14 protein-coding genes are annotated in these 14,892 nt (G+C 75.3%); 6 read left to right on the top strand and 8 right to left on the bottom strand.

Annotation, left to right across the window (positions count from 1 at the left end):
* Nucleotides 1-101: 101 nt before the first annotated feature.
* Nucleotides 102-335: an Lrp/AsnC ligand binding domain-containing protein gene (locus IN07_RS20765; RefSeq protein ID WP_014742398.1), complete on the top strand. Its 234-nt coding sequence runs from the start codon at nt 102-104 to the stop codon at nt 333-335.
* Between the two features lie 5 nt (nt 336-340).
* Nucleotides 341-958 carry a DUF3515 family protein gene (locus tag IN07_RS20770; protein WP_231558505.1) on the top strand — a complete coding sequence of 206 codons (618 nt, stop codon included), beginning with the start codon at nt 341-343 and terminating at the stop codon, nt 956-958.
* Nucleotides 959-1,029: 71 nt separating this feature from the next.
* Here IN07_RS20770 and IN07_RS20775 read toward each other — a convergent pair whose 3' ends face one another.
* The 6 genes from IN07_RS20775 to IN07_RS20800 form a co-directional block, all read right to left on the bottom strand.
* Nucleotides 1,030-1,686 (bottom strand): hypothetical protein, encoded by a 657-nt coding sequence (locus IN07_RS20775; RefSeq protein WP_036339970.1) that lies wholly within the window; start codon nt 1,684-1,686, stop codon nt 1,030-1,032.
* On the bottom strand, nt 1,683-2,861 hold the full coding sequence (locus IN07_RS20780) for a D-alanine--D-alanine ligase family protein (RefSeq protein ID WP_036339971.1): 1,179 nt from the start codon (nt 2,859-2,861) through the stop codon (nt 1,683-1,685). The genes IN07_RS20775 and IN07_RS20780 overlap by 4 nt, the downstream gene beginning before the upstream one ends.
* A gap of 10 nt (nt 2,862-2,871) precedes the next feature.
* A complete protein-coding gene (locus IN07_RS20785) occupies nt 2,872-4,032 on the bottom strand; it encodes a cystathionine gamma-lyase (RefSeq protein ID WP_036339973.1) in 1,161 nt (386 codons plus the stop codon).
* Nucleotides 4,033-4,072: 40 nt separating this feature from the next.
* Entirely contained in the window at nt 4,073-5,068 is a 996-nt protein-coding gene (locus IN07_RS20790; RefSeq protein ID WP_036339975.1) for an NAD(P)H-dependent glycerol-3-phosphate dehydrogenase, read from the bottom strand.
* Nucleotides 5,069-5,245: 177 nt separating this feature from the next.
* Nucleotides 5,246-6,790 (bottom strand): amidohydrolase, encoded by a 1,545-nt coding sequence (locus IN07_RS24260; RefSeq protein WP_052091586.1) that lies wholly within the window; start codon nt 6,788-6,790, stop codon nt 5,246-5,248.
* Nucleotides 6,787-8,235 carry a serine hydrolase domain-containing protein gene (locus IN07_RS20800; protein ID WP_052091587.1) on the bottom strand — a complete coding sequence of 483 codons (1,449 nt, stop codon included), beginning with the start codon at nt 8,233-8,235 and terminating at the stop codon, nt 6,787-6,789. The genes IN07_RS24260 and IN07_RS20800 overlap by 4 nt, the downstream gene beginning before the upstream one ends.
* Before the next feature lie 124 nt (nt 8,236-8,359).
* On the opposite strand from IN07_RS20800, the gene cofC reads away from it, so the two are divergent.
* From cofC to IN07_RS20815, 3 genes are read left to right on the top strand one after another with little or no spacing between them, the layout of a single operon-like run.
* Nucleotides 8,360-9,001 (top strand): 2-phospho-L-lactate guanylyltransferase, encoded by a 642-nt coding sequence (gene cofC, locus IN07_RS20805; RefSeq protein ID WP_036339977.1) that lies wholly within the window; start codon nt 8,360-8,362, stop codon nt 8,999-9,001.
* Between the two features lie 14 nt (nt 9,002-9,015).
* Complete coding sequence (locus IN07_RS20810) at nt 9,016-11,088, top strand: RNA degradosome polyphosphate kinase (protein ID WP_036339979.1); 2,073 nt, start codon at nt 9,016-9,018, stop codon at nt 11,086-11,088.
* A 10-nt stretch (nt 11,089-11,098) separates the two neighbouring features.
* The gene (locus IN07_RS20815; RefSeq protein ID WP_036339981.1) at nt 11,099-12,040 is read left to right on the top strand and encodes an NUDIX hydrolase; all 942 of its coding nucleotides are present in this window, start codon (nt 11,099-11,101) and stop codon (nt 12,038-12,040) included.
* A gap of 64 nt (nt 12,041-12,104) precedes the next feature.
* Here the strand turns inward: IN07_RS20815 and leuD are convergent, their stop codons facing one another.
* Complete coding sequence (gene leuD, locus IN07_RS20820) at nt 12,105-12,710, bottom strand: 3-isopropylmalate dehydratase small subunit (protein WP_036339982.1); 606 nt, start codon at nt 12,708-12,710, stop codon at nt 12,105-12,107.
* Between the two features lie 5 nt (nt 12,711-12,715).
* Nucleotides 12,716-14,140, bottom strand: a complete 1,425-nt coding sequence (gene leuC / locus IN07_RS20825) for a 3-isopropylmalate dehydratase large subunit (protein WP_036339984.1) — start codon at nt 14,138-14,140, stop codon at nt 12,716-12,718.
* 88 nt (nt 14,141-14,228) lie between these two features.
* Here leuC and IN07_RS20830 point away from each other — a divergent pair, with 88 nt between their 5' ends.
* Nucleotides 14,229-14,891: an IclR family transcriptional regulator gene (locus tag IN07_RS20830; RefSeq protein WP_241176056.1), complete on the top strand. Its 663-nt coding sequence runs from the start codon at nt 14,229-14,231 to the stop codon at nt 14,889-14,891.
* Nucleotide 14,892: the final 1 nt, after the last annotated feature.

The following is a 14,892-nucleotide window of genomic DNA, read 5'->3' on the forward strand; positions in this document are numbered from 1 at the left end:
GTACGTTGCCGATCGGCCCGCTGCTCGGCAGGCCGGTCGCACCCCCAGCCGTTGCCGACGTGCCAGCCGGCGTCGAGGCACTGCCCGAGGAAGGTCAACCCGTGGTCCACGCCTACATCCTGATCCAGACCGAAGTCGGCAAGGCAGCCGCGGTCGCCGCGAGCATCAGCGAGATCGCCGGCGTGACCAAGGCCGAGGACGTCACCGGCCCCTACGACGTCATCGTGCGGGCCGAGGCGAACACCGTCGACGAGCTCGGCCGGCTCGTGGTGGCCCGGGTGCAGTCCGTCGACGGCATCACCCGCACGCTGACCTGCCCCGTCGTCAACCTCTGAGCCGCTTGAGCACCCCCGCCCCCGACCAGCCCGCCGCGCCGCCTCCCGACCCGTTGCGGCGGGCGGCGCTGATCGCCACCGCCGTCCTGGTGCCACTGGTGGTCGTCCTGCTGGTGCTGGTCAACGTGGTCGGCCGCGGCACCGACGCCGAGGACGAGCCGGGCGCGGTCGCGGAGATCTCCGGCACGACCTCGGCGCCGCGCGCCGACCTGCCGGCGCTGCCCGTCGACACCCCGCCGATCACCCCGGAGGCCGACCTGGCCTGCCCGGCGCTGATGGGCCAGCTGCCGCTCGACCTGGCCGAGGAGACGTCGCGCCCGGTCGACTCCGACAGCCCGTTCGCCTACGCCTGGGGCGACCCGGCGACCGTGCTGGTCTGCGGCGCCGAACCACCGGCCGGCTACGTGGTGGGCGGCCCGCAGACACTCGTGGTCTCCGGCGTGGAGTGGTTCGTCGACACCACCGACCCCGACGTCTACGTGTGGACGACGGTCGACCGCAACGTCCCGGTCCAGGTGCGCGTGCCGGCCAGCTCCGACAGCGCCGCCCCCACCGCGCTGAGCCCGCTCATCGCCGGCTCGATCCCCTACACCGAGCCGACCCCGGCACCACTGCCCGACTGAAGAAGGACCCCCGTGCCCCCCGCCACTCGCAAGCTCGCGGCGGGACCCTGCACGGGGGCCACCGTGCCGCTTCAGCCGGCCGGGAGCCGGTCGAGCTGCGCGGTGGTGACCGCCTCCAGCTCGCGGCGCGCCTCCTCCTCGGTGTCGGCGACGGCGGCGACCGCGACGGTGAAGACCCCGGCGGAGCACCAGGCGAAGACCGCCGGGCCGGCCATCCGGTGCTGGGGAGCCGGGTCGTCCTGGGCGAGCAGCACGCAGTCGTCCGGCAGCCCCGCCGGGGAGCGGTCCAGCACACCGCCGTAGTGCTCGGCGTCGTTGCGGGCCAGGTCGTCGGCGTAGGTGACGGCGCCGGACGGGTCGGCGAACTGGTCGAGGAAGACGCTGGTCAGCTCCTCCTCCGACCGCCAGAAGCGCTCCCAGCCGCGGGTGTACCCGTAGTCGGCGAGCACCTCCTGCTCGCGCTGCGCGTCCTGCCCGTAGCGGGCGACGTCGTCGATCGTCTTCTCCCCCGCCGGCGGGACCAGCTCGTCGTCGGGCACCCGCGGCAGCCCGGACGGGACGTCGTCGACCAGCAACGCCTCCAGCTCGGCCGGGCTGGCCGGGGTCGCCGCCGTCGTCGCGGCCTGCGGTGCCGGCACGGCCTCCGAGGACGAGCAGCCGGCACACACCGGGGCGACCAGCAGCAGCACTGCGGCCGTGGCGCGAGGCAGCAGCCGCCGCGAGGTCATCCGGCGCCCAGCACGGCGCCGTCCGGCGAGACGGTCGCGGCCGGGCTGGTGACCGGCAGCTGTCCGGCCAGGGCACCGGCCACCAGCCGGTCGACCAGTTCCGGGTAGCTCACCCCGGAGGCGGCCCACACCTGCGGGAACATCGACGTCGGGGTGAAGCCGGGCATGGTGTTCACCTCGTTGACCACCAGCCGGTCGGCTCCTGTGTCGGGGTCGGTGCCGAGGAAGAAGTCGACCCGGGCAAGACCGCGGCAGTCCAGCGCCAGGTAGGCACGCCGGGACACGTCCTGGATCCGGGTGACCTGCTCGGGCGTCAGGTCGGCGGGGACGTCGATGTCGACGGCCCCGTCGACGTACTTGACGCTGAAGTCGTACCAGTCGGTGCCGGGCCGGAGCCGGATCTCCGCCGGCACGCTGGCCTCGGGCGGCCCGGAGCCGGGCGCGGCGAGCACGCCGCACTCGATCTCCCGGCCGGGCACCGCGGCCTCGACCACGACCTTCGGGTCGACCGCGGCCGCCGTCGCGACGGCGGCCGGGAACTGCGCCCAGTCGGTGACCTTGGTGATGCCGATGCTGGAGCCGGCGCGGGAGGGCTTGACGAAGACCGGCAGACCCAGCCGCTCCCGGGCCGCCTGGTCCAGCACGGTCGGGTCGGGGCAGACCGCACCGTCCGCGTCGCGGAGCACCACGTGGTCACCCTGCGGGATGCCCGCCGCGGTGAGCAGCTTCTTGGTGAACTCCTTGTCCATCGAGGCGGCGCTGGCGAAGACCCCGGAGCCGACGTAGGGCAGCCCGGACATCTCCAGCAGGCCCTGGATGGTGCCGTCCTCCCCGTAGGCGCCGTGCAGCACCGGGAAGACGACGTCGACCTCGGTGAGCCGGCCGATCACCTGCCCGGCGTCCAGCACCGCCAGCCCGCGGCCGGCCGGGTCGCCCACCAGCGACACCGCGGTGCCGTCGGTGACCTCGGGCAGCTGTCCGCCGTCGATGGCCAGGGCCTTGCCGTCGTGCAGCAGCCAGCGGCCGTCCCGGGTGATGCCGACCGGCACCACCTCGTACCGCTCCGGGTCCAGCGCGGCGAGCACGCTCCCGGCCGACACGCAGGAGATCGCGTGCTCCGCGCTCCGCCCGCCGAAGACGACAGCGACCCTGGTCCTACGCGCCTTCCCGGTCATCGCGCCGACCCTAGCCGAGGGTCCCGAGCGCGGAAGTCAGGTCGGCCACCAGGTCGGCGGTGTCCTCGATGCCGCAGGAGAACCGCACGAAGCCGGCCGGGACGGCGTCCCCGCCCCACTGGGCCCGCCGGTCGACCGTGGTGTGGATCCCGCCGAAGCTGGTCGCCGCCGCGACGAGCCGGCTGCTGCGCACCAGCTGCGCCACGGCGGCCTCGTCGGCGAGCTCGGCGGACACCACGCCGTTGGGGCGCAGCATCTGCCGGGTCGCCAGCGCGAACGACGGGTCCTGCGGCCGCCAGGGCCACCGGACGCCAGTGACCGCCGGGTGAGCGGCCAGCAGCTCCGACAGCGCCGCGGCGTTGGCGGCCTGCCGGGCCAGCCGCAGGTCCAGGGTGCCCATGGACCGGTGGGCCAGCCACGCCTCGAACGCCCCGGGGGTGTTGCCGGTGGTCTTACGCCACGCGGCGATCCGGGTGTGCAGCTCCCGGCCGCGCTCGGTGCGGGCCGTGCTGACGTGCCCGAGCAGCACGTCGCTGTGCCCGGTCAGGGCCTTGGTGTCCGAGCCCACGGTGACGTCCGCCCCCAGGGCCAGCGGGCGCTGGCCGATCGGCGAGGCCGTGGTGTTGTCCACCACCAGCAGCGCACCCGCCGCCTGGGTGGCCCGGGCGACGGCGACGATGTCGCAGACGTCCAGCTGCGGGTTGCTGGGGGTCTCCAGCAGCACCAGCCGGGCGCCGTCGAGGTCCCCGCGGGCGGCGACGTCCTCGATCTCCAGGGTGGGCACCAGCTGCACCTGGACACCGAAGCGGGCCAGCTCGTCGCGGGCGAGCACCCGGGTGGCGTAGTAGCCGTCCGACGGCAGCACGACCCGGTCGCCGGGGCCGACCAGTGCCAGGACGGCGGAGCTGATCGCCGCCATGCCGGTGGCGAAGGACAGGCAGTCGCCGCCGTCGAGCTCGCCGACCGCACGTTCGAACACCCGCAGCGTCGGGTTGTCCGGGCGGGCGTAGCCGTCGGCGCCCTGCCAGCCGGGGGCCTCGTCCCCGAGGTGGTACGGCGCGGCGAAGACCGGCGACGGCCGGAGCGGGGTGCCCGGCACCGCCGGGTCGTCACCGGCGTGGACCAGCCGGGTGCCGTCGCCGAGGTCGGCGGGCAGGTCAGGAGTGGTCACGGACGGTCCTCCACGGGTGTGCGACGGCGCCCCCGGGGAGCTACTCCGGCTTGGCCTCTCGGGACATCATCTCGCGCACCATCTGGGCGGCGGACTCGCCCTCGTGGCAGACCCGGACCACCGCCTCGGTGATCGGCACGTCGACCCCGTGCGCGCGGGCCAGGTCCAGCACCGAGCGGCAGCTCTTCACGCCCTCGGCGGTCTGCCGGGTGATCTGCTCCACCTCGGCGACGGACATGCCCTGCCCGAGGTGCTCACCGAAGGTGCGGTTGCGCGACAGCGGTGAGGAGCAGGTGGCGACCAGGTCGCCCAGCCCGGCCAGCCCGGCGAAGGTGGTCACGTCGGCGCCGAGGGCGATGCCCAGCCGGGCGGTCTCGGCGAGACCGCGGGTGATCAGCGAGGCGCGCGTGTTGTCCCCGAAGCCGAGGCCGGCGGCGACCCCGCAGGCCAGCGCGATGACGTTCTTGACCGCGCCGCCCAGCTCGCAGCCGACCAGGTCCGGGTTGGTGTACGGCCGGAAGTAGCGGGTGTGGCAGGCCGCCTGCAGCGCCGCGGCCCGGTCGTCGTCGGAGCAGGCGATCACCGTGGCCGAGGGCTGCTCCTCGGCGATCTCCCGGGCGAGGTTGGGCCCGGACAGCGCCGCCACCCGGTCGGCACCGGCGCCGGTGACCTCGCGGATCACCTCGCTCATCCGCTTGGTCGTGCCGAGCTCGACGCCCTTCATCAGCGACAGCAGCGAGGAGTCGGCGGGCAGCAGCGGCGCCCAGTCGGTGAGGTTGGCCCGCAGCGTCTGGCTGGGCACGGCCAGCACGACGACCTCGGCACCGTCGAGCGCCTCGGCCGCGTCACCGGTGGCGCGCACCGCGTCGGGCAGCCGCACCCCCGGCAGGTAGTCGGCGTTCTCCCGGCTCGCGGTGATCGTCGCGGCCAGCTCGGGACGGCGGGCGTGCAGCGTCACCGAGCACCCGGCGTCGGCGAGCACCTTGGCGAAGGTGGTGCCCCAGGAGCCGGCGCCCAGCACCGCGGCGCGGGTCATGCGGCCGCCCCGGCGCGCGGGGTGGGCACGGTGGCCGTGCGTGGCGACAACTGCTCGGACACCGGGCCCCTTCCGTCTCGTGGCCCGCCGGCGCTGCACCGGCGACCCGGCCCATGATCGTGCCCTCCGGCCCGGAGCGGCCCGCACGCGGCCCCGGGGTGTCGGGCGTCGTCGTCCTCAGCCGAGGCCGGGTGCCCGGTGGGTGAACCGCCCGCCGACCAGGGTGGCCAGCACCTCCATCGCCCGCAGGCCGTCGGCGCCGTCGCGGGCGAGGACCGTCGCGGGTGGCTCGGCCACCACCACCAGGTCCGCCACGTCCCCGACCCGGACCCCGCGCCGTCCCCCGCTGGCCGCGGCCAGCGCGGTGTCCAGGTCCAGGTGCTGCTCGGGGTGCCAGGCCGGGCGGTCGTCCAGCGACCGGTGGACGGCGCTGGCGATGCCGTCCCAGGGGTCCAGCGGGGCCACCGGAGCGTCGGAGCCCAGCACGATCTCCGCGCCGGCGTCGACCAGCGCCCGGTAGGGGAACGCCCGCGCCGTCGCGGCGGCCCAGTGCTGGTCGGCGGCGTCCCGGTCGTCCAGGGCGTGCCGGGGCTGCACGCTGGCGACCACCCCCAGCTCGGCGAAGCGCGGCAGGTCGGCGTCGTGCACCTGCTGGGCGTGCTCGATCCGCCCGGTGCAGCCGGCGGCGGCGAAGCCGTCCAGCGCGACCGCCGCGGCCCGGTCGCCGATGGCGTGCACGGCGAGGTCCAGCCCGGCCGCGCTCCCCCGGCGGAGCAGCCGCTCCAGCTCCTCCGGCGGGGTGCGCAGCACGCCGTGGGCGTCCGCTCCCGCCGCCCCCGGGTACGGGTCGTGGCAGAAGGCGGTGCGGGTGCCGAGGGAGCCGTCGACGAAGACCTTCAGCGGGCCCATCCGCACCCGGTCGGCGGCGACCGGGTCGACCACCCCGGGCAGCGGGTCGCCGCTGCGCAGCCCGGCGGCGATCGCCTCCTCCAGCCGGTCGACCCAGACCCCGGCCCGCACGCGCAGCGCGGGACCGCCCTCCCGCAGCCCGGCCCGCCGGGCCCAGGAGCCGATCAGGTCGCCGTACTCGAGGTCGACGACGGCGGTCAGCCCGCGCGCCGCCGCCGCGGCCGCGGCCTCCAGCACCCACCCGTCCAGGACGGCGGGGTCGACCCGGGCGGCCCGGGCCACGAGGTCCATCGCCTCCTGCTCGAGCACGAGCCCGGTCGGACTGCTCAGGTCGAACCGCCGCGCGGCGGCCGTGTTCGCCCAGGCGGTGTGCAGGTCCCCGCTGCCCAGGACCACGATCGTGTCCGGCGGCACCACCCCGGCCAGCGCGGCGTCCAGGACGGCGGCGGTGGCCGGCTCGCCCCACAGCGCGTCCCGGAAGCCGTGGCCCATCACCACCGCACCCGGAGCCGGCGGTGCGGCCCGCAGCGCGGCGGCCATGAGCCCGGCGGCCTCCTGTGCCGACCCGGCGGCGGAGACGTCGATCCGCCGCCGCGCCGCGGCCCACTGCTCCAGGTGGGTGTGCGCGTCCCGCAGGCCGGGCAGCAGCGCGGCCCCGGCCAGGTCCACCACCTCGACGGGGTCGGGCAGCCCGTCGAGCCCCGGGGCGCCGGAGGACAGGTCGTCGGCGATCGCCAGCACCCGCCCCTCGACGACCAGGACGTCCCGGGTGCGGTCACCGAGCCGGGCGGAGCGCAGCAGCAGGGCGGTCACCGGCCGACCCCGCCGGCGCGCCCGTCCTGCACCTGGGGAGCACGGACCTGGGCGGCCCGCTGCGCCCGGAACACCTCGGCCGGCCAGGCCGAGATGCCACCGAGCCGCACCGCGGCGGCGGTGCCGTCGTCGGCCCAGGTGTACTCGACCGTCTCGCCGGCCGCCCCGAACCCGGCGACCGCCTCCTGGCGCAGGGTGTCCGCGCCCTCGGCCGTGAGCTCCAGGTGCTCCTCGGCCGGCTCGGGGGCGCTGGGGTGCAGCAGCACCAGCCGGCCGCCCAGCAGCGCGACGTCCGTGGCGCCCCACAGGTTGACGAAGCGGCCGGCGTAGCGCGCCAGCTCGGCCGCCGGCGGCTGCGGCACGTCTGCGGGTGCGGCCAGGGCGAGGTCGAGCAGCCCGAACAGACCCCGGGCCAGCACGTCGGCCGGCCCGTCCACGGCGTTGGTCAGCACGCTCACGACGACGTGGGCCTCCGGGTCGATCCAGGTGCGGGTGATGTGCCCCGGGAAGCCGCCGCTGTGCCCGACCAGCCGCCGCTCCCCCTGCGTCCGGAGGTCCAGCCCGAGCCCGTAGTGCCGCGGCGGGGCCCCGTGCGCACGGATCTCGGACTCCGGTCGGCGCATCAGCCGCTTGGTGTCCTCCCGCAGCAGCCGGGCGTCGCCGGAGGTGAGGGCCGCCCCGAACGCGGTCAGGTCACGGGCGGTCGACCAGAACCCGGTCGCCGCGGCCATCGCCCGGGTGTCCACCGGCGGGATGGTCAGCCGGGTGTCCTCGCCGTCCAGCAGGCCGGTGTGCCCGGCGGCGTGCTCACCGGCCCGGGCCGGCGACCACTCCGGTCCGGTGTCGGCCAGGCCCAGGGGGTCGACCACCGCGCGCTGCACGTGGTCGGCGTAGGAGGTGCCGGTGACCACCTCGATCGCCAGCCCGAGCAGCGAGTAGCCGATGTTGGAGTACTTGAAGTGCTCGTTGCGCTCGAGGACCGCCCCCTCCTCGACCGCGATGCGCAGCAGCAGCTGCGCGTCCGGGAAGGGCCGGCCCAGCTGCCAGTGGTCGTTGTCCCGGCCGTCCCGGATGACGCCGCCCTGGTGCCCGAGCAGCTCGCGGACGGTGACCGCGGCCACCGCCGACCCCTCCAGCGCCGGCACCCACTGCCCGATCGGGTCGTCCAGCCGCAGCCGCCCGGCCTCGACCAGCTGCAGCACCGCGGTGGCGGTGAAGGTCTTGGAGTGCGAGGCGATCCGGAACAGGTGGCCGGGGGTCAGCGGCGCCCCGCTGTCCAGGTCGGCCACGCCCAGCGCGGTGTCCAGCACCAGCTCGCCACCGACCCGGACGGCGGCCTGCACGCCCGGCACCCGCAGCCGGCGGCGCTGGTGGTCCAGCCACGACTCCAGGTAGCCCGCCGCAGCGGTGGCGACCTCGGCGGTGCGCTCAGGGGTGGTGCTCATCGCGGCGGGCTCCTCGGGGGCGGCGGACTGTGCTGCGGGGAGCAGATCACCCTCCCCGGCGTCGTGTGCAGCGGGCCCTGGTGCCGACCTGCCCCAGCCTGCCCCGGTGTGCTGAGCTTGCCGGGTGCAGCGGTGGTCGGTCGTCGTCCCGGCGAAGCGGCTCGACGCGGCCAAGACCCGGCTGGCGCCGCTGACGGCGACGCTGTCCGGGGGCACCTCCGCCGCACACGAGGAGCTGGTGCTGGCCCTGCTGGGCGACACCGTCGCCGCCGCGCTGGCCAGCCCCGCCGTCGGCCTGGTGCTGGTGGTCACCGACGACCCGCGGGCTGCCGCCGTCGTCACCGGCCTGGGCGCCCGGACGGTCGACGACCGGCCCGGCCGGGGCCTCAACGCTGCCCTGGAGCACGGCGCCCGGGTCGCCCGGACCGGCGGCGCCGGCCCGCTGGCCGCGCTGAACTCCGACCTGCCGGCCCTGCGGGCCGCCGAGCTGTCCGATGCGCTGGCCGAGGCGGCCGGCCGGCCGCGCAGCTTCGTCGCCGACACCGCCGGCACCGGGACGACGCTGCTGGCCGTCCCCGCCGGAGAGCTCGACCCGCGCTTCGGCCCCGGTTCCGCCGCCGCCCACACCGCGGCCGGGGCGGTCTCCCTGACCGGGCGGTGGCCCGGGCTCCGCCAGGACGTCGACACCCCCGCCGACCTGGCGGCCGCCCGACAGCTCGGCGTCGGCCCCCGGACGACGGGGTTCCTGTCGTCGAACGCCAGGTGAGGCAGGATCGACCCGTGCCTGCTGCCTCTCCCCCGCTCCCCGCCGACCGCTTCCTCAACCGTGAGCTGTCCTGGCTGGACTTCAACTCGCGGGTCCTCGAGCTGGCCGAGGACGACGGCCTGCCGCTCCTCGAGCGGGTGAAGTTCCTGTCGATCTTCGCCAGCAACCTCGACGAGTTCTTCATGGTCCGCATCGCCGGGATGAAGCGGCGGCAGAGCACCGGGCTGACCGTGCGCTCCCCCGACGGCCTGACCATCCGGGAGCAGCTGGCCCGGGTCACCGAGCGCACCCAGGCCCTGGTCCACCGGCACGCCAGCGTCTTCGACAAGGACGTGGCGCCGCGGCTGGCCGAGCAGGGCATCCGGATCATCCACTGGTCGGACCTGGCCGAGGCCGACGCGATGCGGCTGCGGGAGTACTTCCGGGACCAGGTCTTCCCCGTCCTCACGCCGCTGGCGGTCGACCCCGCGCACCCCTTCCCCTACATCAGCGGGCTCTCGCTGAACCTCGCCGTCTCGGTGCGCGACCCGGACACCGGCGCCCCTCGCTTCGCCCGGATCAAGGTGCCCAACAACGTGCCGCGGTTCATCCCGATCGGGACGAACACCCGCAGCACGGACGCCGAGGCGGTGTTCCTCCCGCTGGAGGACCTGATCGCGGCGCACCTCACCGCGCTGTTCCCCGGCCTGGACGTGATCGACCACCACCTGTTCCGGGTCACCCGCAACGCCGACCTCGAGGTCGAGGAGGACCGCGACGAGGACCTGCTGCAGGCGCTGGAGCGGGAGCTGGCCCGGCGCCGGTTCGGCCCGGCCGTGCGCCTGGAGGTCACCGAGACGATGGACCCGCAGATCCTCGACGTCCTGGTGCACGAGCTGGAGATCAGCCCGGCCGACGTCGTCTCGGTGCCCGGGCTGCTCGACCTCGGCTCGCTGATGGCGCTCTACGACCTGGACCGCCCGGAGCTCAAGGACGAGCCGTTCGTGCCGGCCACGCACCCCCGGCTCAGCGAGGGCGAGACCCCCAAGAGCGTGTTCGCCACGCTGCGCGAGGGCGACGTGCTGGTGCACCACCCCTACGACTCCTTCGCCACCAGCGTGCAGCGGTTCATCGAGCAGGCCGCGGCCGACCCGGACGTGCTGGCGATCAAGCAGACGCTGTACCGCACGTCCGGTGACTCCCCGATCGTCTCGGCGCTGATCGAGGCGGCCCAGGCGGGCAAGCAGGTGGTCGTCCTGGTCGAGATCAAGGCCCGGTTCGACGAGGAGGCCAACATCAGCTGGGCCCGCTCGCTGGAGCGCGCCGGCTGCCACGTCGTCTACGGGTTGGTCGGCCTGAAGACGCACTGCAAGACCGCGCTCGTCGTCCGGATGGAGCACGGGGTGATCCGCCGGTACTGCCACATCGGCACCGGCAACTACAACCCGAAGACCGCCCGGATCTACGAGGACCTCGGCATCCTCACCGCCGACCCCCGGGTGGGCGCGGACCTCACCGACCTGTTCAACACCCTCACCGGCTACTCCCGGCAGACCACCTACCGCTCGCTGATGGTCGCCCCGCACGGGATCCGCGCCGGCCTGGTCGAGAAGATCCGCCGCGAGGCCCGGCACGCCGCGGAGGGCAAGCCCGCCGGGATCCGGATCAAGGTGAACTCGCTGGTCGACGAGCAGATCATCGACGCGTTGTACGAGGCGTCGCTGGCCGGTGTGCCGGTCGAGCTGGTCATCCGGGGCATCTGCGCGCTGCGACCGGGCGTGCCGGGGCTGAGCGAGAACATCCGGGTGCGCTCGATCGTCGGACGGTTCCTGGAGCACTCCCGGGTCGTCAACTTCGTCAACGACGGCTCCCCGGAGTGGTGGCTGGGCAGCTCGGACCTGATGCACCGCAACCTGGACCGGCGGGTGGAGGTGCTGCTGCGGGTCAACGACCCGGTGGCCGCCCGCCAGCTGAAGCGCATGTTCGACGAGGCGATGGCCCCGGACGTGCGCAGCTGGCAGCTGGCCGGCGACGCCACCTGGACCCGCACCGGCGAGCGCGACAACCAGAAGGAGCTGCTGGCGCTGCGGGGTGAGAACGCTGGCTGAGGACGACCGGTTGATCCCCGCGGCCGGCGGCGCGGTCTGGCGCCCCGCGGACGACGGCACGGTCGAGACCGCGGTGGTGCACCGGCCCAAGTACGACGACTGGTCCCTGCCCAAGGGGAAGCTGGACGCCGGAGAGCACCCGCTGGTCGCCGCGGTCCGGGAGGTCGGCGAGGAGACCGGCCTGCAGGTCGCGGTCGGCCGGCGCAGCGTGCAGACCCGGTACGCCCACCGCCAGGGCCCCAAACGGGTCGACTACTGGGTGATGCAGGCCGTCGGCGGGGCCTTCGTGCCCAACGACGAGGTCGACGAGCTGCGCTGGCTGTCGGTGCCCGAGGCCGTCGACCTGGTCAGCCACAGCCACGACCGGGCCGTGCTCGAGGACCTCGCCCGTACCGACGTGCCCCGGGCACCGCGGGTGCTGCTGCTGCGGCACGCCTCGGCCGGCGACCGGTCGGACTGGGACGGCCCGGACGAGACGCGTCCGCTGGACCGCCGGGGCCGCGCGCAGGCCGCGACGCTGGCCGCCGTCCTGCCGGTCTTCGCGCCGTCCCGGCTGCTGGCTGCCCCGCCGGTGCGCTGCGGGCAGACCCTCGACCCGCTGGCCCGCGAGCTGGGGCTCCCCGTCGGGCCGGTGCCCGAGCTGGGTGAGGAGGGGTTCGACGCCGACCCGCAGGCCGGGGTCGAGCTGGTGACCCGGCTGCTGGCCGACACCGACGCCGCCGGCCCGGTGGTCATCTGCAGCCAGGGCGGCGCCATCCCCGCGGTGCTGCTCGCCCTCGGGGTGCGGTGGCACGACACCGCCGGGGCGCTGTGGCCGCCGTCGGCGAAGGGCAGCGTGTGGGCGCTCGGCGGCCGGCCCGGCGCCCTGGTCGCCGACTACTACCGCGACTTCACCGCCGACCCCGCGGCGCCGGCCGGCACGCTCACGCCCAGCACCGCCGGCCGGAGCTGACCCAGGCCCCCTCTCAGCTGCCCGCCCCGAGCCTGCGAGGGGTGGGGGGAGAGGGGGTCCTTCGTCAGGCGGGGAGCGCCGGCAGCGAGCGGGGCAGCCAGGCCGGGCGCGCGGCCTCGAACGCGGTGATGTCGTCGAGGTGCCGCTCGGTGAGGCCGACGTCGTCCAGCCCCTCGAGCAGCCGCCAGCGGGTGTAGGGGTCGACCTCGAACGGCACGGTGACCGCGCCGTAGGTCACCTGCTCGGCCCGCAGGTCCACGGTCACCGGGGTGGCCGGGTCGGCCTCGATCGTGGCCCACAGCGCCTCGACGTCCGGCTCGGACATCAGCACGGTGAGCAGCCCGGACTTGGTCGAGTTGTTCTTGAAGATGTCGGCGAACCGGGAGCTGATGACCACCCGGAAGCCGCCGTCCAGCAGCGCCCAGACCGCGTGCTCGCGGGAGGAGCCGGTGCCGAAGTCGGGCCCGGCGACCAGGATCGAGGCGTCGGCGTACTGCGGCTGGTTGAGCACGAAGTCCGGCTCGTTGGTGCGCCAGGCGACGAACAGCCCGTCCTCGAACCCGGTGCGGGTGATCCGCTTGAGGTACTCGGCCGGGATGATCTGGTCGGTGTCGACGTTGCTCCGCCGCAGCGGGGCGGCCGTGCCGGTGTGTGTGGTGAAGGCGTCCATGTCGGTCAGACTCCAGCGGGGATCGGGGCGTCGGGCAGGTCGGCGGGGGCGGTGAGCCGGCCGGTGAGCGCGGTCGCCGCGGCGACGGCCGGGGAGACCAGGTGGGTGCGCCCGCCCTTGCCCTGCCGGCCCTGGAAGTTGCGGTTGCTGGTGGAGGCCGCGCGCTCACCCGGCTTCAGCTGGTCGGGGTTCATGCCCAGGCACATCGAGCAGCCCGCGCCCCGCCACTCGGCGCCGGCGTCGAGGAAGACCTGGTCCAGCCCCTCGGCCTCGGCCTGCAGCTTCACCTGCACCGACCCGGGGACGACGAGCATCCGGGTGCTGGCGTCGACGTGCTTGCCCTTCAGCAGGGCGGCGGCGACCCGGAGGTCCTCGATCCGGCCGTTGGTGCACGACCCGAGGAAGACGGTGTCGACGTCGATCTCGCGCAGCGGGGTGCCGGCGGTCAGGCCCATGTAGGCCAGCGCGGACTCCGCGGCCCGGCGCTCGTTCTCGTCGGCGATCGTGGCCGGGTCGGGCACCGAGGCGTCGATCGGCAGCCCCTGCCCGGGGTTGGTGCCCCAGGTGACGTAGGGGGTCAGCGAGGCGGCGTCGATGTGCACCTCGTGGTCGAAGACGGCGTCGTCGTCGGTGGTGAGGGTGGACCAGTGCGCGACGGCGGCGTCCCAGTCGGCGCCCTGCGGGGCGTGCGGGCGCCCGGCCAGGAAGTCGAAGGTGGTCTGGTCCGGGGCGATGAGCCCGGCGCGGGCGCCGGCCTCGATCGACATGTTGCAGATCGTCATCCGGGCCTCCATGGACAGCGCCTGGATCGCGCTGCCCCGGTACTCGATGACGTGGCCCTGGCCGCCGCCGGTGCCGATCTGGGCGATGACGGCGAGGATGACGTCCTTGGCCGAGACGCCCGGGGGCAGCTCGCCGTCGACGGTGACCGCCATCTGCTTGGCCGACAGCTGCGGCAGCGTCTGGGTGGCGAGCACGTGCTCGACCTCGCTGGTGCCGATGCCGAAGGCCAGCGCACCGAAGGCGCCGTGGGTGGAGGTGTGGCTGTCGCCGCACACGATGGTCATCCCCGGCTGGGTGAGCCCCAGCTGCGGGCCGATCACGTGCACGATCCCCTGGTCCCGGTCGCCCATCGGGGCCAGCCGGATGCCGAACTCGGCGGCGTTGCGCCGCAGCGCGTCCACCTGGGCCCGGCTGATCGGGTCGGCGATCGGGGACAGGATGTCCAGGGTCGGGACGTTGTGGTCCTCGGTGGCCATGGTCAGGTCCGGACGGCGCACGGTGCGCCCGGCGGCCCGGAGCCCGTCGAAGGCCTGCGGGCTGGTCACCTCGTGCACGAGGTGCAGGTCGATGTAGAGGAGGTCGGGCTCTCCCGCCGTCCGCCGGACGACGTGCTGCTCGTACACCTTCTGCGCCAGGGTCCTGCCCACGGGGTCCTCCTCGTTGCCATCTCACATCTTGGGATGCGAGTATTAGGACGTGGGACAGCCTAACCCCGTCGCGGTCCTGGACAAAGCCGTGGCCATCCTCCGCGCCGTGTCGGCCGAGCCGGCCAGCCTCGCCGAGCTGGTGGCGCGTACCGAGCTGCCGCGGGCGACCGCACACCGGCTCGCCACCGCCCTGGAGGCGCACCGCCTGCTGCGGCGCACCGACACCGGCGCCTGGGCCCCGGGTCCGGCGCTAGCCGAGCTCGGCCGGGGCGGCGTCGACCTCGGCGACCTGGCCGGCCGACACCTGGCCGTGCTGCGCGACAGCACCGGGGAGAGTGCCCAGTTCTACGTGCGCGACGGCAGCAGCCGGGTGTGCATCGCCGTCGCCGAACGCGCCAGCGGACTGCGCGACACCGTGCCCCTGGGCGCCCGACTCCCCTTGACCGCCGGGTCGGCGGCGCACGTCCTCCTGGCCTTCTCCCCCGCCGAGGAGGTCACCGCGCTCCTGCCGGCGGCGAGCTTCACCGCCCGCACCCTGCTCGACGTCCGCCGCCGCGGCTGGGCGCACAGCGTCGCCGAGCGCGAGGCCGGGGTCGCCTCGCTGTCCGCCCCGGTGCGGGACGGTGCCGGCGGCGTCCTGGGCGCCGTCTCGATCTCCGGCCCGGTCGAGCGACTGGGCCGCCGCCCCAGCCCCGAGGTGGTCTCCGCCGTCCTGGACGCCGCCGTCGCCGTCTCCCGGGCGGCACGCTGAC

The organism is Modestobacter caceresii (assembly GCF_000761485.1).
GTDB lineage: Bacteria > Actinomycetota > Actinomycetes > Mycobacteriales > Geodermatophilaceae > Modestobacter > Modestobacter caceresii.